The 20,084-nt window shown below is 66.0% G+C and carries 16 protein-coding genes; 8 read left to right on the top strand and 8 right to left on the bottom strand.

All coding sequences use genetic code 11. The features are described 5' to 3' along the window. The first annotated feature begins 8 nt into the window (after window positions 1-8). Genes ACVI1L_RS17090 through ACVI1L_RS17100 form a run of 3 tightly spaced genes read left to right on the top strand, consistent with a single transcriptional unit; the run spans window position 9 to window position 3,085 of the window. Window positions 9-935, top strand: coding sequence for a DMT family transporter (locus tag ACVI1L_RS17090; RefSeq protein ID WP_057016056.1), 927 nt, complete (start codon window positions 9-11; stop codon window positions 933-935). Beyond that, entirely contained in the window at window positions 932-1,696 is a 765-nt protein-coding gene (locus tag ACVI1L_RS17095) for an MBL fold metallo-hydrolase (protein ID WP_456783345.1), read from the top strand. Before ACVI1L_RS17090 ends, ACVI1L_RS17095 begins: the two co-directional genes overlap by 4 nt. Window positions 1,697-1,753: 57 nt before the next feature. Continuing rightward, on the top strand, window positions 1,754-3,085 hold the full coding sequence (locus ACVI1L_RS17100) for an NRAMP family divalent metal transporter (protein ID WP_253625078.1): 1,332 nt from the start codon (window positions 1,754-1,756) through the stop codon (window positions 3,083-3,085). Window positions 3,086-3,099: 14 nt separating this feature from the next. On the opposite strand, the gene ACVI1L_RS17105 is transcribed toward ACVI1L_RS17100, so the two are convergent. Further along, window positions 3,100-3,591, bottom strand: a complete 492-nt coding sequence (locus ACVI1L_RS17105; RefSeq protein ID WP_168858469.1) for an Lrp/AsnC family transcriptional regulator — start codon at window positions 3,589-3,591, stop codon at window positions 3,100-3,102. A 147-nt stretch (window positions 3,592-3,738) separates the two neighbouring features. On the opposite strand from ACVI1L_RS17105, the gene ACVI1L_RS17110 reads away from it, so the two are divergent. After that, window positions 3,739-5,049 carry an aspartate aminotransferase family protein gene (locus ACVI1L_RS17110; RefSeq protein WP_168858470.1) on the top strand — a complete coding sequence of 437 codons (1,311 nt, stop codon included), beginning with the start codon at window positions 3,739-3,741 and terminating at the stop codon, window positions 5,047-5,049. Between the two features lies 1 nt (window position 5,050). Here ACVI1L_RS17110 and ACVI1L_RS17115 read toward each other — a convergent pair whose 3' ends face one another. The 5 genes from ACVI1L_RS17115 to ACVI1L_RS17135 form a co-directional block, all read right to left on the bottom strand. Next, a complete protein-coding gene (locus ACVI1L_RS17115; RefSeq protein ID WP_057016060.1) occupies window positions 5,051-5,833 on the bottom strand; it encodes a TIGR02186 family protein in 783 nt (260 codons plus the stop codon). Then, window positions 5,830-6,759 carry a sulfite exporter TauE/SafE family protein gene (locus ACVI1L_RS17120; RefSeq protein WP_076832838.1) on the bottom strand — a complete coding sequence of 310 codons (930 nt, stop codon included), beginning with the start codon at window positions 6,757-6,759 and terminating at the stop codon, window positions 5,830-5,832. The genes ACVI1L_RS17115 and ACVI1L_RS17120 overlap by 4 nt, the downstream gene beginning before the upstream one ends. A gap of 268 nt (window positions 6,760-7,027) precedes the next feature. Next, complete coding sequence (locus ACVI1L_RS17125) at window positions 7,028-7,870, bottom strand: hypothetical protein (RefSeq protein WP_456783346.1); 843 nt, start codon at window positions 7,868-7,870, stop codon at window positions 7,028-7,030. A 107-nt stretch (window positions 7,871-7,977) separates the two neighbouring features. Continuing rightward, window positions 7,978-11,532 (bottom strand): hypothetical protein, encoded by a 3,555-nt coding sequence (locus ACVI1L_RS17130; RefSeq protein ID WP_456783347.1) that lies wholly within the window; start codon window positions 11,530-11,532, stop codon window positions 7,978-7,980. A gap of 369 nt (window positions 11,533-11,901) precedes the next feature. Next, window positions 11,902-12,489 carry a PadR family transcriptional regulator gene (locus ACVI1L_RS17135; protein ID WP_057016062.1) on the bottom strand — a complete coding sequence of 196 codons (588 nt, stop codon included), beginning with the start codon at window positions 12,487-12,489 and terminating at the stop codon, window positions 11,902-11,904. 158 nt (window positions 12,490-12,647) lie between these two features. On the opposite strand from ACVI1L_RS17135, the gene ACVI1L_RS17140 reads away from it, so the two are divergent. The 4 genes from ACVI1L_RS17140 (at window position 12,648) to ACVI1L_RS17155 (ending at window position 18,536) form a co-directional block, all read left to right on the top strand. Next, the gene (locus ACVI1L_RS17140; protein WP_229191371.1) at window positions 12,648-13,064 is read left to right on the top strand and encodes a nuclear transport factor 2 family protein; all 417 of its coding nucleotides are present in this window, start codon (window positions 12,648-12,650) and stop codon (window positions 13,062-13,064) included. Between the two features lie 104 nt (window positions 13,065-13,168). Further along, window positions 13,169-14,956, top strand: a complete 1,788-nt coding sequence (locus tag ACVI1L_RS17145) for an acyl-CoA dehydrogenase C-terminal domain-containing protein (protein ID WP_057016064.1) — start codon at window positions 13,169-13,171, stop codon at window positions 14,954-14,956. Window positions 14,957-15,094: 138 nt separating this feature from the next. Next, the gene (locus ACVI1L_RS17150; protein ID WP_283065077.1) at window positions 15,095-16,303 is read left to right on the top strand and encodes an acetyl-CoA C-acetyltransferase; all 1,209 of its coding nucleotides are present in this window, start codon (window positions 15,095-15,097) and stop codon (window positions 16,301-16,303) included. Between the two features lie 19 nt (window positions 16,304-16,322). Then, a complete protein-coding gene (locus ACVI1L_RS17155; protein WP_456783348.1) occupies window positions 16,323-18,536 on the top strand; it encodes a 3-hydroxyacyl-CoA dehydrogenase NAD-binding domain-containing protein in 2,214 nt (737 codons plus the stop codon). A 305-nt stretch (window positions 18,537-18,841) separates the two neighbouring features. On the opposite strand, the gene ACVI1L_RS17160 is transcribed toward ACVI1L_RS17155, so the two are convergent. After that, a complete protein-coding gene (locus tag ACVI1L_RS17160) occupies window positions 18,842-19,228 on the bottom strand; it encodes a hypothetical protein (protein ID WP_229191373.1) in 387 nt (128 codons plus the stop codon). 158 nt (window positions 19,229-19,386) lie between these two features. Then, complete coding sequence (gene gstA / locus ACVI1L_RS17165; protein ID WP_456783349.1) at window positions 19,387-20,004, bottom strand: glutathione transferase GstA; 618 nt, start codon at window positions 20,002-20,004, stop codon at window positions 19,387-19,389. Between the last annotated feature and the right edge of the window lie 80 nt (window positions 20,005-20,084).

A 20,084-nucleotide genomic window follows, 5' to 3' on the forward strand; every position in this document is an offset into this window, starting at 1 on the left:
ATTCGCCCATGTCCGCCGCAACCTCGATGGCCGCCCCCCGCGCCCGCTTCAACACCCTGCCGCTGCTGATTGCCCTGTTCTGCCTGCTCTGGAGCTACGCCTTCGTCGCCGGCAAGATCGGCGTCACCGATTGCCCGCCGCTGATCCTGCTGGCCGCGCGGTTTTCGCTCGCCGGGGTTCTGATCCTCGCCATCTCCTGGCTGCGCCGCGACCAATGGGATCTCACCTGGCGCGATGCGGCGGTATTTGCCGTGCTCGGCGTCGCCAACAACGCGCTCTATCTCGGCCTCGGCTATACCGGCCTGAAGACGGTCTCGGCCGGGCTTGGCGCGCTGATCGTCTCGGCCAATCCGGTGTTCACCGCCATGCTGGCGGCGCTGTTCCTCGGCGAGAGCATGACCTTGCGCAAGGTGATTGGTCTCGTGCTCGGCATCGTCGGCGTCGCCTTCATCGTCTGGCATCGCATGTCGGTCGGATCGGACAGCCCGCATGGCATCCTGTTCACGCTGGCCTCGCTCGCCTCGATCGTCGCCGGCACCGTGCTGTTCAAGCTGCTGGCACCGAAGGGCAGCCTGTGGATCGGCAACGGCATCCAGAACATGGCCGGCGGCCTTGCGGTGATGCCGTTTGCCTTCACGCTCTCCAGCGTCAGCGACATCGTGCCCAGCATGCGGCTTGCCGGCGCCTTCGCCTTCCTCGTACTCGGCGGCTCGATCCTCGCCTATCTGCTCTGGTTTCATCTCCTGAAAGTGTGTGGTGCGACCGCCGCAAGCGCCTATCACTTCCTGATGCCGCCGCTCGGCATGCTGTTCGCCTATTTCGTGCTCGGCGAGCATGTCGAATTTCGCGACCTGCTCGGGATCGTTCCGGTGGCGCTCGGCATTTACCTGGTGACCCGCCCCGCAGCCGCCGCGGCCAACAGGAGTATGACGTGAGCATCACCATCACGCTGATCGGAGGCCCCACCGCCCTGATCGAGATCGACGGGTTCCGCCTGCTCACCGATCCGACCTTCGATCCGCCCGGCGAGTATCAATTGCCGCATGTGAAACTGGAGAAGCTGACGGGTCCCGCGCTCGGCGTGCGCGATGTCGGCGCGATCGATGCGGTGCTGCTGAGCCACGACCAGCATTCCGACAATCTCGACCATACCGGCCGGGATTTCCTTAAAGAGGCGAAGCGCGTGCTGACGACGGAGGCCGGCGCCAAGCGGCTCGGCGGCAACGCCGAGGGCTTTGCGCCCTGGGCCAGGACCACACTGACGAAAGGCGGCAGGACGCTCACCATCACTGCGACGCCGGCGCGGCACGGGCCGGCGGGGATCGAGCCATTATCCGGCGACGTCATCGGTTTCGTGGTCGAGCCGGCGAAGTCCGGCCGTCCGGTCTATGTCAGCGGCGACACCACCTGGTTCGACGGCGTCGCCGAGGTCGCGCGGCGCCTCGACTGCGGCGTGGTGCTGCCGTTCGCAGGCGCGGCGCAAACCCGCGGCCCCTTCCATCTCACCATGGACACCAATGACGCGATCGAAACCGCGCACGCCTTTGCGGACGCGGTGATCGTGCCGGTTCATACCGACGGCTGGGCGCATTTCCGGCAGAGCGCGAGCGACCTGCGCGCGAGCTTCGATACGCTCGGCTTCGGCCGCCGTCTGCGCATCCTCGAGCCCGGCGTCGCCACGGTCATCGAGCCGTAGGTTCGCCTCAGGAACCTTGCCGGTATCCGGCTCGTTGTCAGACGGCTGGAACCGGACATGACGCGGCAAGGGACGATCCCACCACACGACAAACATGACGATGCGCCGGCGGCGAAGCCCCGGCGCCAGCCGTTCAGTTTCAGCCGTGTCCTGAAGACGCTCGGACCCGGGCTGATCACCGGCGCTTCCGACGACGACCCTTCGGGGATCGGCACCTACAGCCAGGCCGGCGCGCAACTCGGCTACGGCATTGGCTGGACCATGCTGCTGACGTTTCCGCTGATGAGCGCGATCCAGGAGATCTCGGCGCGGGTCGGCCGTGTCACCGGGCATGGCATCGCGGGCAATGTATGCCGGCATTATCCGGGCTGGCTGCTCGCCGTCGTGGTGGCGCTGCTGTCGATTGCCAACACCATCAACATCGCGGCCGACCTCTCGGCCATGGCCGATGCCACAAAGCTTCTGATCGGCGGTCCGGCCATTCTCTATGTGGTGCTGTTCGGCGTGACCTCGGTGGCCGCGCAGATCTTCATGAACTACCGGCGCTACGTCACGATCCTGAAATGGCTGACGCTCAGCCTGTTCGCCTATGTCGCGGCGCTCGCCTTTGCCAAGGTGTCGTGGATGGAGGCCCTGGCCGGCGTGCTGCTGCCGCGCATCAGCTGGAGCGCCGACTATTTCACGACCATCGTTGCGATCCTCGGCACCACGATCTCGCCCTATCTGTTTTTCTGGCAGGCCTCGCAGGAGGCGGAGGAGCAGCGGGTCGACGCCACCAAGCATCCGCTGATCGAACGGCATTACGGCGCCCAGCACGAATTCTCGCGCATCCGCGCCGATACCATCACCGGCATGGCGTTTTCGAACCTGATCGCATTGTCGATCATCGTCACCGCCGCCGCATCGCTGCACGCCACCGGCAAGACCGACATCCAGACCTCGGCGCAGGCCGCCGAGGCGCTGCGCCCGATCGCCGGGCCGTTTGCCGAGGTGATCTTCGCGCTCGGCATCGTCGGCACCGGCCTTCTGGCGATTCCGGTGCTCGCGGGTGCGACGGCTTATGCGGTCGGCGAGGGCCGGCGATGGCGGGTCGGGCTGACGCGCAGGCCGAAGGAGGCGATCGCGTTCTATTCGGTGCTGGCGCTGTCGGGCGGCATCGGCATCGCGCTCAACTTCACGCCGATCGATCCGATCGCGGCGTTGTACTGGAGTGCGGTCGTCAACGGCGTGCTCGCGGTGCCCGTGATGGTGCTGCTGATGTTCATGGCCCGCCGCCGGGACGTCATGGACCGCTTTGTGGTCCGCGGATGGCTGTACCGGCTCGGCTGGCTCTCGACCGGCGCGATGGCGCTCAGCGTGATCGCGATGGGGATCGGCTTCCTGCTGTAGCTTGTTCGAACTCCTCAACCCTCGCCGAACAGCGAGCTATCGATCTTGGTCGTCGATTTGACCTTTCGCAGGATGATCGTCGTGCGGTAGCTCGCGACGTCGCTATCCGGATGCATAAGGCGGTCGAGGATGAACGATTGGTAGCGCGCAAGGTCCGAGGACACGATTCGTAGCGAGTAATCCCAATCGCCGGCAATCATGCAACATTCGACGACCTCCGGAAGGTCGATCACCTTCCGCTCGAAGCGCGTGAAGGATTCCCTGTTCTGTTGCTTGAGACGGACCTCGACGATCACGTCGAATCCGAGTCCAACCCGCGTCGGGTCCACCAGCGCCACATAGGAATTGATGACGCCGGCCTCTTCGAGCGTGCGAACGCGTCGCATGCAGGGGGCGGACGAGAGGCCGATCCGCTCGGCCAGCTCGAGATTCGTGATCCGCCCCTCGACCTGCAGCACGTCGAGGATTTTTCGGTCGATCTCGTCAATCACGATCGCGGTTCCCATTTCTTTCGCATTCTCCATCTTTTGCGCAATTGTTTGCAGAAGAAGGGCTGAAATGCATCTCAAATCGCAATGTCATTGCCCTCGCGCGCGCATAAGATGTGGTGCGAGGGTTCTTTGATCGCTGCAACCGAGCAGCAAGGAGCGGGCATGGCCGGAAATGACGACAAATCCTTTTGGGATCGCGCGCGGCGGCACCTCATTCGCTATGGCGGGACGTTCGCTCCCGTGATCATCGAGCGTGCCTCCGGGTCCTTCGTCTATGACGCCGACGGCCGGGCCATCCTGGATTTCACGTCCGGGCAGATGAGCGCCGTGCTCGGTCACGGTCACCCGGAGATCGTCCAGACCATCAGCGAGCATGCCGAACGGCTCGACCATCTCTTCAGCGGCATGCTGACGCGCCCGGTCGTCGCGCTGGCCGAGCAGCTCGCGGGCCTGCTGCCGCCGGGGCTTGATCGCGTCATGCTGCTGAGCACCGGCGGCGAGTCGAATGAAGCTGCGATCAAGATGGCCAAGCTCGCCACCGGCGGCTTCGAGACCGTCGCGTTCGCACAGTCCTGGCACGGAATGACGTCTGGCGCGGCCGGAACGACCTATTCGGCCGGCCGCAAGGGCTATGGCCCGGCGCCGGTCGGCTCGCTCGCGATCCCGACGCCGAACCCCTATCGCCCGCGCTTCGGCAACGCGGCCGACTGGCGGGCCGAGCTGGCCTACGCCTTCGATCTGATCGATCGCCAATCGACCGGCTCGCTTGCCTGCATGATCGCCGAGCCGATCCTCAGCTCCGGCGGGCTGATCGATCTGCCTGAAGGCTACCTTGCTGAGTTGAAGGAGCTGTGCCGGGCACGCGGCATGCTGCTGATCATCGACGAGGCGCAGACCGGCCTCGGCAGAACCGGCGCCATGTTCGCTTTCGAGCGCGACGGCGTCGTGCCTGATATCCTGACCTTGTCGAAGACGCTCGGTGCCGGGCTGCCTCTGGCTGCGGTCATCACCACCGCCGAGATCGAAGAGCGGTGTCACGAACGCGGTTTCCTGTTCTACACGACGCATGTGTCGGACCCGATGCCGGCCGCGGTCGGGCTGAAGGTCATCGAGATCATCCTTCGCGACAGATTGGTCGAGCGCGCCAGGATAGCGGGCGCGCGGCTCAGGGACGGGCTCCTCGCACTTCAGAACCGGTTCGAATGCATCGGTGACGTGCGCGGCAGGGGGCTGATGCAGGGCATCGAGATCGTGCGCGACCGTTACAGCAAGGAGCCTGACGAAGCGCTCGGAACGCGTGTCTCTCAGCGCTGCATGCAGCTTGGACTGAGCACCAACATCGTTCAGTTGCCCGGCATGGGCAGCGTATTCCGCATTGCACCGCCGCTGACGATCAGCGACGACGAGATCGATCTTGGCCTCTCGATCCTCAGCGACGCGTTCGAAAGCGCATTGCAAAGCAGGGCTGGCTAAATCAATCCTTGCGGAACACGATCGAGGCCATCCAGCCGGTCATCAGCGCCATGAACGCGGTGATCAGGCCGTAGACAAGGCCGTTATGCCGCGCGGTGGTGGCGACGAATTGCTCGAAGCCGACCTTGACGATCTCGAACGCGGTCTCGGCCTTGGTCACCAGCGCGCCGTCGGAAAACAGCTTGATCTCGACATTATAGGTGCCGATCGGCACCTCCGCCGGCAGCGGAATGCCGGTGCGGAACAGGGTCGGGGTCAGGAAGGTCACCGCCGAGGTCGCCTCACGGTACAGCCCGTGCTCGGAGCGCAGCCGCACGAAGGCGCTGCGGAACGGGTCGTTCGGCACCACGTCGGCATAGTCGGGCCCGACCCGCTGCATCAGCAGCACGTTGTTGAGCCCGAGCTGCTGCCGACGCTGCACCTCGGGCGAGGCGATCTGGTCGAACGGGCGATTCGAGAACAGCGCGAGATAGCCCGGCACCTGCAGGAACTGGCGCGAGTCGGTGTTGATCCAGATGCCGAACTTGCGCTCCTTGCGCCGCGTCACCATGTCGGCGCGCGGGCCGGACACCGTGACGACGAGATCGTAATTGTTGCGATTGGCCGGCGTTTTGTCGTCCTTCTCGACCGAGCCGAACAGCACGAGTTCGCCGCCGGAATAGTTCGGCGTCACCGTGACGCGGTGGTTGGAGACCGACACGATCAGCCGCTCGGCATGAGCGGGCGCGGCCGCCAGGCTGGCGGCGGCGAGACCGATGACCGCGAGCGCCGCACGCAGCCTCATGGCGGGGCTCCGCCGGTTTCGCGGATGCTGTAGAGGTCCTGCGGCCGGATCACCAGCTCCACCGCAAAGCGGATGCCGACCGCGAGCACGAGCAGGCCGAGCAGCAGGCGCAGATGCTCGCCGCGGATCTTCTGCCCGGCGCGGGCGCCGAACTGCGCGCCGGTGACGCCGCCGACCATCAGGATCAGCGCCAGCACGGCGTCGACCAGATGGTTGGTCACCGCGTGCAGCATGGTTGCGAACACCATGGTGACGAGGGTGAGCACCATCGAGGTGCCGATCACGGTCGAGGTCGGCACCCGCAGCACATAGATCATCAGTGGCACCAGGATGAAGCCGCCGCCGATTCCCATCACCGCGCCGATGAAGCCGATCGCGAGTCCGACCACGACGACCGGGATGACGGAGAGATAGATCTTGGAGCGCTTGAAGCGCAGCTTCAGGGGCAGGCCGTGGATCCAGCCATGGCTGCCGGGCTTGCGCAGCGCGATCGGACCGCCGCGGCGGACGCGCAGCATCGCGCGCAAACCTTCCCAGAACATCAGCCCGCCGACCGTCGTCAGCAGGATGACGTAGGACAGCGCAATCATCAGGTCGAGCTGGCCGAGCGAGCGCAGGAAGGTGAAGGTCCACACCCCGAACGTGGTGCCGAGCGTGCCTCCGACCAGCAGCACCGCCGCCAGCAGCGGATCGATCGCGCGTCTGCGCCAATAGGAAATGGCGCCGGAGAACGAGGAGGCCGCGATATGGCTGGCGACGGAGGCAACCGCGACCGCGGGCGCGATGCCGACGAAGATCAGCAGCGGCGTCATCAGGAAGCCGCCGCCGATGCCGAACATGCCGGAGACGAATCCAACCGCCGCGCCCATCGCCAGGATGAGGAAGACATTGACCGGAATGTCGGCGATCGGGAGGTAGAGCTGCACGCGCGTCGCTTCTTGTCGGTTCGCCGCGAGTTCGGCAGCACAAGGCCGCATCACGGCGTGATGTCGTTCTGGTCGGGCATTCTCCGGCTGAACGAATCCGGTCGGCGCGCAAGACGCAGGCGAACGCGGGTCGATTGCCGCGTTCTTGCATAACTGAAATCGGCGGGGGGAGGGACTAAAGAATCCGCTCCCGGGGGCATTTTTCGCCGCACCTGGCCGCCGTCTGCGGACGTGGTTGATAATTCAGATTAATGACGCCTGTGTCGCCTCACGGCCGATCGACCGGCTTGGTGATCAGGTTCAGCGCGAGCGCTTCTTTCGGGTTCAGCCAGCGGATATCGGAGGTTTGCGACATCGCCTCGACGATCCCGGAAGAGACGCCCATCTTGGTCACGTAGCCCAGCACCATGCCCTGGATGCGTTGGGCCTCGGCGAGGGGATCGCTGACGGGCGTGCTCGTCGTGAAGCGATGCACGCCGAGCCGCGAGCCCGCGATGCCATAGCGGGTCTGGCCGCCGGCATAGACCAGGACGCAAGCGCTGGCGCAGGACGCGGGGCGTAGCTTGCCCGAGGCATCTGATGTGGCGACCGCGGTGACGAGCCCGCGCGTGCGGATGACCTCGCCCATGATCGCGGCCTGGTTCAGCGCGCCGCCCGGCGACGACAGCAGCACGACGTCGCCCGGTGCGAGACGCGCCTCGCTGAGCCGGTCGCGGAACCAGCTCGCGCTGGCCGAGCCGATCTTGCCGCTGATCGCAAGCGCCCGCCGGCCGCGGCCCGATCCGTCGATGTCGACGTCGGGAATCACCGCGGACGTCATGCTGGCTGCGATGTAGGTCTCGCGCCAGAAGTCCCAGGCGCCCGGCGTCGACAGGTCCCGGTAAGCCTGGATGGCGACGCTCGACAGCAGCAGCACGAAGATGATGATGGACCAGAGCGAGAACCGGAACGCGCGGGGCGGCGATGCCACGTTCCCTTGCGGCGTCGGCGGAGGCGAGGCCGAAGGGCGCGGAGCGAATGGAGACGGCGCCTGCCGCGGCGGCGCAACGCGGGGACCGGTCGGCGACGAACGGTGGCCCGTTCCATCATCCTGGCGATCGTGGACAGACAAGCCTGACCCTCCGGAACGCGCGCCCCGACGGCGCGGAACTGCGCGCCTGTCTACACGGCCGAAGGCCTGAGGTATAGGACAGCGGCGCCGCCGCAGCCGTCTCGAACCTAGTGAGCTGGAGCGGCGAGCGCCGCGGTCCGCTTCGAGGGCTGCTTGACCGGCTTCGCCGCGGCGGGCTGCGCGGCCGCGCCGTCCCAGCCGCCGGCGGGCGCCGGCACGTTGACCGCATCGCTCGGCTGCGGCTCGGCGGTGAAGGTCTGGATCGCCAGCTTCGCTGCGGCCAGCGACTGCGGGTCGAGCCGCTTGGCAATATCGTCGCGCTTGTGGCCGGCGTCGGCGTCGCCCTGCGCGGCCGCGAGGCTGAACCACTTGAAGGACTCGGCGAGGTTCTGTTCGACACCGATGCCGCGGGCATAGAGGATGCCGAGATTGACCTGGCTGTCGGCAACGCCGCGATCGGCCGCCTTGCGGAACCATTGCGCGGCGCTCTTGTAGTCGGCGCCCTTGCCGCCGCCATCGGCGTCGAGCACGGCGAGATTGTGCATCGCCTTGGCGTTGCCGCGCTCGGCGGCCTGCACGTAGTAGCGTCGTGCCACATCGAAGTCGCGCTTCACGCTGAGGCCCTTCTCGTAGAAGGTGCCGAGCCGGAACATCGCGGGCACCACGCCGGCCTGCGCTGCGCGGGCATACCATTTGGCGGCTTCGTCGACATTGGTGGTCACGCCCTTGCCCTCGGCAAAGCGGACGCCGACTTCATAGGCCGCGGCCGCATCGCCCTTGATCGCGGCGCTGCGCAGCGCCGGACCACCGATCGCATCGGGCAGCTTCTCGCCCGCCGGGATCTGGACCATGGCGAGCTTGCCGCCGAGCGGCGGCGCGGTCGGAATCGTGCCGGTGACGTCGTTGGCGGCGGCTGTTGGCGCCGCGGTCGGCTCAGGCGCGGCGGCGGGTGCGGGCGCGATTGCCGGTGGGATCGTCACCTGCGCGCTGTCGAGCGTGTTCGGCGCCGGAGTATTGTTGGACTGGCGGCCGAGCGGGGTCGGCGAGGTCATCGACGGCCCGGGCACTGACGGTCCGGGTCCGCCGGACGGCGCAGCCGGGGCGGGCGCGAAGGAATTCTCGGCAGGCGGCTGCATGGGCGGCGTGGCCGGCTCGCTGTGCTCGATCGTCGGCACCTGCGGCGCGGAGCTGGTGTCGAGCAGGTTCATCGCCATCTTGGCGGTCGAGAGCAGGATCACGACCACGCTCGCGCCGACCAGCAGCGAACGGATCTTGGAGGTGATGGTCGAAGGCTGCGCCTCCGGCGCGCCAGTCGCCGTCGCGCCGGCCGCGGCCGTGCCGGCCTTGGCGGCAGCCGCCTTCGCGGCCTTGTCGGCCTTCTCCTTGGCCTTGGCTGCAGCCTTGCTCGCGGCGCGCGCCGCCTTCTCGTTGACGGGTTGCGCGGCAGCGGCCTGCGCGGCGCGGCGTGCGGCGGCGATGAAGCTCGATGTCGAGACCGGCTCCTTCTTGCCGGCGGGAAGATCAGAGATCGCGCGCTCGGAATCCGCGATCCGCTCCGACGGCGAAGCGACGCGGCCGGAGGGGCGTGTGCCCGGTTCGAGCGGATGATCCGGTGGCAGGTCCGGCGCGATCGCGGCGCGTGCGGACGCCGCATGCGGCTCGAGGATCTCGCTGATCGCGCGCGGCGGCAGCGGCGACGGCGCGCTCTCGACCGGCTGCGCGGCATGGAATTCGCGCGGCGCGGACATGAAGTGCTCCTGCGCCAGCGCAGGATTGGGCAATTCGGGCCTGTACGATTCAGGCTTGTACGCTTCAGCTTTGGGCTGCGCGACCGGCTGCGACATCGCCGCGCGCGGCATCTCCATCCGCGGAGCTTCCATCCGCGGTTCAGCCGGCGCGGGAGCAGGCGGAGCGGTGCGCACCGTACGCAGATCGTTCTCGATCATCGCGAGACGATCGACGACATGGCCGAGCGTGTTGTGAACGGTCTCCAGCGAATCCTGGGTGCGGCGGTCGGTCTCCGACTGGCTGAAGCGGATGTCGGACAGCTCGCGCTTCACCATGTCGACGATGCCGCTGTCCATCATCGGCTGCGTCGAGGAGGTGTTGACGTTGCGGGCGGCGTCGGCGAGCGAGGCGATGTGGGCGTGCTGCGCCTCGAGGTGGCGCATGATGTCATGCAGCGCTTCCTCGACCCGGCCGAGATTGCCGGAGCGCTGGTCGGCGGACTCCAGGCGCTCGAGCAGATACGAGACGCGCTGCTCGAGATGGGTGAATGCCGACGAACTGTCGTTGCCGACCTGCAGACGGTCGATCCGCTCCGACAGCGAGCGCAGGGCGCCTTCGATGGCATCGGTGTTGTCGTAGCCAGCCGGCCGCTCGCGGGTCTCCAGCGTCGAGGCCAATGCGGCAATGCGCTGCTCGATCCCGGCGAAGGCATCGCCATGGGTCTCGGCGCGCGACATCTGCGACAGCTGGTCGACCTTCGCGGCCAGCGCATGCACGTCCCCGGAGAGCTGCAGCAGCGCGTCGTTGGAGGCGACGTTGGAGACGATGGCGCGCAGCGCGGCGATCGCGCTCTCGAGCTGATGCACCGTCGACGGATCGTCGTTGGCGCGCAGGATCATGTCGAGCTTGGCGCCGAGATTGCGGATTGCCTCGTCGTAGCCGGTGAGCTGCTCGGCGGGCGTGAGCGTGCGCAGCGACTCGCGGATCTCCGACAGCGCGCGTTCGATGCCGGCGATCGCCTGGCCCTGGCCGTTGCGGCCCTCCTGGCGGAGCTCGTCGATCCGGTGATGCAGCGAGCGGATCTCGTTCTCGATCGACTCGATCGCCCGGCGCGGCATCGCCTCGGTGATCGCCTGGCGGATTTCCGCAAGCTCGCCGCGGAAGGCCGCGATCGACTGTTCAATATGGTCGGGCCGCTGCAGCGCCTCGATCTGGCTCGTGATCTTGAGCAGCTGACGCTCGAGCGAGGAGAAGTCGGGCCCGGCAGGCGGCGGTGGCGCATAGGCGGCCATCGGCGGCGCCGATTGCGGCATCGGCGGCGCGCCGCGCGGCGGCATCTGGCGTTGCGCTGATACGTCGAGCTCGTTCTGGCGCGCGGTGATCTCCGCGATCGCGAAATCGAACGAGGCCGGGCTCAGTGGCGGCGAGGGGCGATAGACCTGGGCTGCGGCGCGCTCGACCGCCTCCGCTTGGCGCAGCCTCTCCTCCACTTGCCGGTCATGCATCTGCGGCTCGCGCTGCATCTGCGACTCACGCATCGGCTGTGGCTGCGGCTCGCGCGCCGGCTGCGGCCGCGAAATTTGCGACAGCCGGGCATCGAGGCGCGAAATCGCGTCGTTCAGCTGTCGCGCGACGGCGGGCTGGCCGCGCGGCACTTCGGCGCGCACCGCTTCGGCGCGCGTCAGAGGCTTTGCAATCTGTTCGATCTGCCGGGTGATGGCGTCGAGCCGCTGGTGGATATCGGCGACCTCGCGGCTTTCCCGGCTCGGCATCGGCTGCCGTTGCTCCATGCGCCAATCCGGCGGGCTCGGTTCACCGACGGTGGAGTTGAGCCAGTCGTTCAACGACATGCCGGCGCGGCGCGCAGCCGCCTCGGCCCTGTCGCGGACGGAGGGATCGATGCCGTCAACACTCCACGATACGCGCGAATTCATGATTCCGTCCGGTCCCGACTTCCGGCGCTACACCCTGCGCCCGCAGCCTCCCCGCGCATTCTCGTTAAGAGACAATCGAATTCTGCGCCGGGCGTCTGCCTCAGCTGCTGACTTTTTCCCGTCACGGTAAATAACGGGTTAAGGAATGCGGCCGACGGGCGCTAAAGTTAGGGAATCCGGGAACCTGTTGCGCCGGATCAGGACAGCGACTTGCGTCGCCGCCAAGCTTCTCCTTCCCCCTAAAAGGGGGAAGGTCGGGATGGGGGTTTGCCGCAGGCGACGCTGTATGTGGAGAGAGCGGATCCCCACTCGCTTTGCTCTGCGAGCAAAGCGACCTCCCCTTTTCAAGGGGAGGTTGGAGATTTGTTTCTAGCCGTTGCTTTCGCGCTTGCCGTCGTCGAGCGGCAGCACGTTGCTGCGGCCGGACATCGCCGAGAGCGCGTCGAGCGCCTCCTCGCACCATTCCACCACCATGCGCTCATGGCGCATGCCGAGGCGCAGGCTGAGCATCTTGCCGACATCGGCCGGCGGCGCGGTGCCGTCGGGAAAGCGCTTGTTGAGCAGGCGCTCGTAGCGCTCATAGCGATCGCGATGATGCTCCAGCCGCGCCATCAGGTCGTTGCGCAGCGGCTCGATGTCGACGCAGTCGAGCGCATAGAGCCGGACCAGAAGGTCGTCCTTGATCGAGGGCGGCACGCTCGGGCGCGCTGCCCAGTGCTTCAGTGCCGCGCGGCCTTCGGCGGTCAGGGTATAGACCAGCTTGTTGGGCTTGCCGGACTGCACCACCTCGCGGCCCTGGACGTGCCCCTTGTCGCGCAGCCGCGAGAGCTCCCGGTAGATCTGCTGATGGTCGGCCTTCCAGAAGAAGCCGATCGACGCATCGAACGTCTTGGCGAGCTCATAGCCCGTCATCGGACGTTCCGTGAGGCAGGCAAGGATTGCGTCACCGAGTGCCAACGCCCACCTCCATCTCAGTTCCCCAAAAGGTCATTCTGAAGTTCGCTTGACTTTATGCGTTAGTGTGCATATGCGTCAATATGCATATGGTGATCGGCGTGCCGCTGTCGCGTGCGCCGATGTCCAGGCTTCTTAACCCCGCCGCAGGAGACGTCCGAATGAGCAAGCCGGGCCTCGACAAGTGGTACGCCTACATGAAGTCCCACGACACCGCCGCTCTGTGGGACCTGCTGCATCCCGACGCGGTGTTCGAAAGTCCGGTCGTGCACACGCCGCAGCGTGGCCGCGACATCACCTTCAAATATCTCACCAGCGCCGCCAAGGTGCTCGGCGGCCCGACCTTCAAGTATCTCGGCGAGTGGCGCAATGACACCGGCGCGGTGCTCGAATTCGAGAACGAGATCGACGGCATCAAGCTCAACGGCGTCGACATCATCACGTTCGATGGTGACGGCCGGATCACGCATTTCAAGGTGATGGTGCGTCCGCTCAAGGCGATCAACCTGCTGCATCGGATGATGGGCGAGGAGTTGATGAAGCAAAGCGGCGCAACGTCGCAATCACAGTCGCGATAGCATCTGCCGTGGACCTCCGGAACCGGATAAGGTCCGCTCCAACCCAAGGACACGCTGCGCAGCGTCCGTCGCATATGCGGCCACGTGCCAGCCGGGAGACCAGCATGCCAACCTACAAAGCCCCCGTCGAAGACGTCAGCTTCCTGCTCAACGACGTTTTCCAGATCGACCGCTACGGCAATCTTCCCGGCTTCACCGATGCCTCGGCCGATGTACGCGAGGCGATCCTCGGCGAGGCCGCCAAGCTCAGCGAAGAGGTGCTGCAGCCGCTCAATCGCACAGGCGATCTCGAAGGCTGCAAGCGCAATGACGACGGCAGCGTCGCCACGCCGAAGGGCTTCAAGGACGCCTTCAAGCAGGTCGCCGAAGGCGGCTGGCTCGGCCTCTCGGCGCCGACGGAATTCGGCGGCCAGGGCCTGCCGGTGACGCTCTCGCAGGCGGTCAACGAATTCCAGATCTCCGCCAACATGGCGTTCTCGATGTATGGCGGGCTGACCATGGGCGCGACCGCGGCGCTGCTGGTGCACGGCACCCCCGAGCAGAAGCAGACCTATGTGCCGAAGATGGTCGCCGGCCAGTGGACCGGCACCATGAACCTGACCGAGCCGCAGTGCGGCACCGATCTCGGCCTGCTCCGCACCAAGGCGGTGCGCCAGGCCGACGGCAGCTTCAAGATCACGGGCACCAAGATATTCATCTCCGCCGGCGAGCACGACCTCACTGAGAACATCATCCATCTGGTGCTGGCGCGCATCGAAGGCGCGCCGGCCGGCATCAAGGGCGTCTCGCTGTTCGTGGTGCCGAAGGTGCTGGTCAATGCCGACGGCTCGCTCGGGGCTCGCAACGGCGTCAGCTGCGGTTCGATCGAGCACAAGATGGGCATCCACGGCAATTCCACCTGTGTGATGAACTACGACAACGCCACCGGCTGGCTGATCGGCGAAGAGAACAAGGGCATGCAGGGCATGTTCGTGATGATGAACGAGGCTCGCCTCGGCGTCGCCGTGCAGGGCCTCGCGCAGTCCGAGGTCGCCTATCAGAACGCGGTCGCCTATGCCCGCGAGCGCCTGCAGGGCCGCTCGCTGACCGGCGTGAAGGAACCCGAGAAGCCGGCCGATCCGATCATCGTGCATCCCGACGTGCGCCGCACGCTGCTCACCATCCGCGCCTTCAACGAGGCAGCGCGCGCCATGGTGGTGTGGACCGCGCTGAAGAGCGACGTCGCACACCGCTCCAACGACGCTGGGGATCGCCAGGCTGCCGACGATCACATGGGCCTGATGACGCCGGTGCTGAAGGGCGTCCTGACCGACACCGGGTTCGCCAACACGGTCTCGGCGCAGCAGATGTTCGGCGGCCACGGCTACATCGCCGAGCATGGCATGGAGCAGTTCGTGCGCGATGCGCGCATCGCGATGATCTATGAAGGCGCCAACGGCATCCAGGCGCTCGACCTGGTCGGCCGCAAGCTGCCGCGCGACGGCGGCCGTGCCGCGATGGCGTTCTTCGGCGAGGTCGGCGCTTTCGCCAAGGAGCATGGTGCCGACGAGGCTATGAAGCCGTTCATCACCCCGCTCTCCACCGCGCTCGGCCATCTGCAGCAGGCCACCGGCTGGCTGATGCAGAACGCGCTGGCCAAGCCCGACAATGCCGGCGCCGCGGCGACCGACTACATGAAATTGTTCGGCCTCGTCGCGCTCGGCTACATGTGGGCGAAGATGGCCAAGGTGGCGCAGGACAAGGCCGCCGCCGGCACCACGCCGTACCTCAACACCAAGCTCGTGACCGGCCGCTTCTTCATGGAGAAGTTGCTGCCGGAGACCGCCGTACATCTGGCCCGGATCCAGAGCGGCAGCGCCACCACGATGGAATTGGCCGCGGAAGCGTTCTGAAGCGTTTTCCAGCGAAGTGGAGACCGGTTCGCGTGAAGAAAACGCGTCAAACAAGAAAGCCTTGAAAAATTGCCGCCGCACTGCTGCGGCGGCGTGTCCTTCCATATATATTATGCTCCTCATATCAAGGAGGGCGTCATGCCTGAGGCATACATCTACGATCACGTTCGTACCCCGCGCGGCCGCGGCAAGGCCGACGGCGCGCTGCACGAGGTCACCGCGCTGGCGCTGGCCACGGTGCCGCTGAAGTCGCTCAAGGAGCGCAACAATCTTCCCGAGGATTCCGTCGACGACGTCGTGCTCGGCGTGGTCGATCCGGTCGGCGAGGCCGGCTCCGACATCGCCCGTTTCGCGGCGCTGAACGCCGGCCTCGGCGAGAAGGTGCCGGGCGTGCAGATCAGCCGCTTCTGCGCCTCCGGCCTCGATGCCGTGAACTTCGCCGCAGCCCAGATCATGAGCGGCCAGCATGAGCTCGTGATCGGTGGCGGCGCGGAATCGATGAGCCGCGTCGGCATCGGCGCCTCCGGCGGCGCCTGGCCGATGGATCCCTCGATGGCGGTGCCGGCCTATTTCATGCCGCAGGGCATCTCGGCCGATTTGATCGCGACCAAATACGGTTTCTCGCGTGACGACGTCGACGCTTACGCGGTGCAGAGCCAGCAGCGCGCGGCCAAGGCCTGGGACGAGGGCCGCTTCGGCAAGTCGGTGGTGCCGGTCAAGGACGTCAACGGCCTGACCATCCTCGCCAAGGACGAGCACATGCGCCCGACCACGACGATGCAGTCGCTGGCGCAGCTGCAGCCGTCCTTCGCGGCGATGGCGGCGATGGCCGGCTTCGACGCGGTGGCGATCCAGTCGCATCCCGAGGTCGAGAAGGTCAATTACGTGCATCACGCCGGTAATTCCTCCGGCATCGTCGACGGCGCCGGCGCCGTGCTGCTCGGCAGCAAGGAGGCGGGCGCCAAGCACGGGTTGAAGCCGCGGGCGAAGATCCGCGCATTCGCCAATATCGGCTCGGAGCCCGCGATGATGCTGACCGGCCCGGTCGACGTCACCGAAAAGCTGTTCGAGCGCTCCGGCATGAAGAAGTCGGACATCGACCTGTTCGAACTCAACGAGGCCTTCGCCTCGGTGGTGCTGCGCTACATCCAGGCGTTCGACATCGACAACGCCAAGATCAACGTCAATGGCGGCGCGATCGCGCTCGGCCATCCGTTAGGGGCGACCGGCGCGATGATCCTCGGCACCGTGCTCGACGAGCTCGAGCGCACCAACAAGGAAACCGCGCTGGTGACGCTGTGCATCGGCGGCGGCATGGGCACCGCCACCATTATCGAGCGCGTCTGAGGCGAGGGGAGCGAGCAACATGGCTTACAAGAATTTCAAGTTCGACGTCGACGCCGACGGCATTGCGCTCGTCACCTGGGACATCCCTGATCGTTCGATGAACGTGTTCGACGAGATCTCGACCCAGGAGATCGGCGAGATCATCAAGCAGACGACCAGCGATCCTGCGATCAAGGGTGTCGTGATCACCTCGGCGAAGGAGGCGTTCTGCGCCGGCGCCGACCTCTCGATGCTCGAGGGCATGAACCACTCTTACGCGCAGCTCTTCAACGAGAAGGGCGAGGAAGCCGCGAACCAGATGCTGTTCGAGCAGAGCCGCCAGATGTCGCAGTCGTTCCGCGCGATCGAGACCTCGGGCAAGCCGTGGGTCGCCGCGATCAACGGCCTTGCGCTCGGCGGCGGCTTCGAGATCACGCTGGCCTGCCACTACCGCGTCGCGGCCGAGAACCCGAAGACCCGGCTCGGCCTGCCCGAGATCAAGGTCGGCCTGTTCCCCGGCGCCGGCGGCACCCAGCGCGTGCCGCGTCTTGTGCAGCCGGCGGACGCGATGCAATTGCTGCTCAAGGGTGAGGCGGTCAATCTCACCCGCGCCAAGGCACTCAACCTGATTCACGCGGTGGTGCCGGCAGCCGACCTAATCAAGGCCGCGAAGGACTGGATCAAGGGCGGCGGCAAGGCGGTCGCGCCGTGGGACGAGAAGGGCTTCAAGCTGCCCGGCGGCCCCGTCTTCTCCAAGATGGGCATGCAGATGTTCCCGGCCGGCAACGCGATCTATCGCCGCGAGACCTACGACAATTATCCGGCCGCGCGCGCCATCATGAGCTGCGTCTATGAGGGCCTGCAGCTTCCGATCGACGCCGCGCTGCGGGTCGAGTCGCGCTACTTCACCAAGGTGCTGCGCTCGAAGGAAGCGGCGGCGATGATCCGGTCGCTGTTCCTGTCGATGCAGGAACTGAACAAGGGCGCCCGCCGCCCGGCGGGCGTGCCGCCGACCAAGGTCAAGAAGCTCGCCGTGATCGGCGCCGGCTTCATGGGCGCCAGTGTCGGCTATGTCTCGGCGCAGGCCGGCATCGACGTCGTGCTGGTCGATCGCGACCAGGAAAGCGCCGACAAGGGCAAGGGCCACGCCAAGACCGTGGTCGACGGCCTGATCGCCAAGGGACGGATGAAGCAGGACGCGGCCGATGCCATCCTGGCGCGGATCTCGGCCACATCAGACTACAACGTGATCTCGGACTGCGACCTCGTCATCGAGGCGGTGTTCGAGGATCGCAAGGTCAAGGCGGATACCTATGCCAAGGCCCAGCCGCTGCTGAAGCCGGGCGCGATCTTCGCCTCCAACACCTCGACCCTGCCGATCAATTCGCTGGCCGAGGAGTTCAAGGACCAGGGCAAGTTCATCGGCATCCACTTCTTCTCGCCGGTCGAGAAGATGATGCTGGTCGAGATCATCCTCGGCAAGAACACCGGCGACGTCGCGCTGGCGACCGCACTCGACTATGTCCGCGCGATCGGCAAGACCCCCATCGTGGTGAACGACTCCCGTGGCTTCTTCGCCAACCGCTGCGTGATGCGTTACATCTCCGAGGGCAACGAGATGCTGCTCGAGGGCGTGCCGCCGGCGATGATCGAGAACACCGCCAAGATGGCCGGCATGCCGGTCGGGCCGCTGTCGCTGCAGGACGAGGTCGCGCTCGATCTCGGCCTGAAGATCACCAAGGCGACCGAGGCCGATCTCGGCCCCAACGCGATCGACCAGGCGCAGAAGAAGCTGATGGTCGAGATGGTCGAGAAGCAGGGCCGCTTCGGCCGCAAGAACGGCAAGGGCTTCTACGACTATCCCGAGAAGGGCAAGGGCCAGAAGAGCCTGTGGCCGGGGCTCGCCAATCTGCAGCCCAAGCAGCTCGATCCCGACACGCTCAGCGTCGAGGAGTTGAAGCAGCGCTTCCTGGTGGTGCAGGCGGTGGAGGCCGCGCGCACCGTCGAGGATCACGTCATCACCGACGTGCGCGAGGCCGATGTCGGCTCGATCCTCGGCTTCGGCTTCGCGCCGTTCACCGGCGGCGCGCTGTCCTACATCGACTTCATGGGCACCAGGAACTTCGTCGCACTCTGCCACAGCTTCGAGAAGAAGTACGGCTCGCGCTTCACGCCGCCGAAGCTGCTCGAGGAGATGGCCGCCAAGGGCGAAACCTTCTACGGCCGCTTCCCGCCGAAGAAGCAGGCGGCGTAAACTTCTGGGGCGAACTCGCGCAGGATCAAGCCGGTCATCGATCCGACTTGATCCTGTTGCGCGACGGTCATGCGCGTCAAAGTCCCGCCACGCTCGTTCCCCACTGGCACCACGCTGCTGGCATCACTCTTGCTCGTCGATCGCCGGGGCGACGATCAGCGTGAGGGTGTCGTGCGATGAGTTCTGCGTTCAAGGAAGGTGCCGCGGAGATCGCGGCGAAGGATTCCTTGTTTTCCTTGCGGTCATCGCGGTGGCGGAAGCCGCTGCGTCTGCGGGGCAAAGGCCCGTCATGGGCCGGCCTCGCGCTACTCGTTCTGGCCGCGGATATTGTGCTCGCCGCGACGGTCTGGCAGGCCGTCAATTTCTTCCGCCATTGAGCCGTCAGTCTCCGGAGAGAGCAAGGCGCCAGCGAGATAGGCGAACTGGTTGAACGCGAGACAGGCGACGACGATCGGAGCGCCGGTGGCAAAGGAGAAGCCGTCGGATTGGAGCACGATCGCCGCGAGCACCGCGACCAGCGGCGACTCCAGCATCAATGTCCAAACCCGAAAGTACAAACTGGTTGCCAGCCCAACCAGGGTGCTGGTCAATAAAAGGGTAAAGGCGATCGTCACATTTTTAGACCAGTTGGAGCGGAGGGCGCGCCGCAGGTCATAGTCGGTCAGTTGGATCGCGCGAACAAGGACGGCCACGCCCTCAGCCGGAACTACACCGACTTAGTATTAATCGCTTTAATGCAGGTTAAATTGAGACGTTCCGCCTCCGGTGTCGAGAGAGAGGATCGGCGAACCCACAACAAAAAAGAGCCGGATCGGCCGACCCGGCTCTATCGCGGTCGCTGTGAGCGAGCTCAGGCCGCCTTGAGCAGGCCTTCCTTCTTCAGCGCCTCCTGCACCTTCGGGCGCGCCGCGACGCGGGCCTTGTAGGCGGTCACGTTCGGCAGGCCGGAGAAGTCGAAGCCGAGCCGATCCTGCGCCCACATGATCATGGTGAAGAGGTAGCCGTCGGCGACCGTGAACTGGTTGCCCATCAAATAGTCGCGTCCGGCGAGCTGGCTCTCGACATATTTGAACTTGCCCATGGCGCGGTCCTTGAAGAAGGCCTTGGCGTCGTCGGCGAGCACGGGCGAGAACAGCGGGCCGAGATTCTTGTGCAGCTCGGTCGTGGTGTAGTTCAGCCATTCGAGCAGCTTGTAGCGCTCGTTGGAGTCCCGCGCCGGCGCCAGCTTCTTGTCGGCGGCCTTGTCGGCGATCATCTGGATGATGATCGGCCCCTCGGTGACCATCTCGCCGGTATCCAGCGCCAGCGCCGGCACCTGGCCCTTGGGGTTCACCTGGAGGAAATCGTCGCCGTTTTCGAGCTTCTTGGCGCGGAGATCGACCTTGACCAGGTCGTAGGGCAGCCCGGCCTCGAGCAGGGCGATATGGGGGGAGAGGGAGCAGGCACCGGGGGTGTAATAAAGCTTCATAGGGGTATTCCTTCCCTTGTTCTTGGCGTCCGGAGAGGGATTGCCTACATGCGCCTGCATGAAATAGTCAAGATTGATGC

The sequence above is a fragment of the Bradyrhizobium sp. USDA 4516 genome (genome assembly GCF_054055915.1).

Bases quoted from the DNA above. Each gene is read 5' to 3' on its own strand.
- ACVI1L_RS17090 (WP_057016056.1), top strand. From the start codon at position 9: ATGTCCGCCGCAACCTCGATGGCCGCCCCCCGCGCCCGCTTCAACACC.
- ACVI1L_RS17100 (WP_253625078.1), top strand. From the start codon at position 1,754: ATGACGCGGCAAGGGACGATCCCACCACACGACAAACATGACGATGCG.
- ACVI1L_RS17105 (WP_168858469.1), bottom strand. From the start codon at position 3,591: ATGGGAACCGCGATCGTGATTGACGAGATCGACCGAAAAATCCTCGAC.
- ACVI1L_RS17110 (WP_168858470.1), top strand. From the start codon at position 3,739: ATGGCCGGAAATGACGACAAATCCTTTTGGGATCGCGCGCGGCGGCAC.
- ACVI1L_RS17115 (WP_057016060.1), bottom strand. From the start codon at position 5,833: ATGAGGCTGCGTGCGGCGCTCGCGGTCATCGGTCTCGCCGCCGCCAGC.
- ACVI1L_RS17130 (WP_456783347.1), bottom strand. From the start codon at position 11,532: ATGAATTCGCGCGTATCGTGGAGTGTTGACGGCATCGATCCCTCCGTC.
- ACVI1L_RS17140 (WP_229191371.1), top strand. From the start codon at position 12,648: ATGAGCAAGCCGGGCCTCGACAAGTGGTACGCCTACATGAAGTCCCAC.
- ACVI1L_RS17145 (WP_057016064.1), top strand. From the start codon at position 13,169: ATGCCAACCTACAAAGCCCCCGTCGAAGACGTCAGCTTCCTGCTCAAC.
- ACVI1L_RS17150 (WP_283065077.1), top strand. From the start codon at position 15,095: ATGCCTGAGGCATACATCTACGATCACGTTCGTACCCCGCGCGGCCGC.
- ACVI1L_RS17155 (WP_456783348.1), top strand. From the start codon at position 16,323: ATGGCTTACAAGAATTTCAAGTTCGACGTCGACGCCGACGGCATTGCG.
- gstA (WP_456783349.1), bottom strand. From the start codon at position 20,004: ATGAAGCTTTATTACACCCCCGGTGCCTGCTCCCTCTCCCCCCATATC.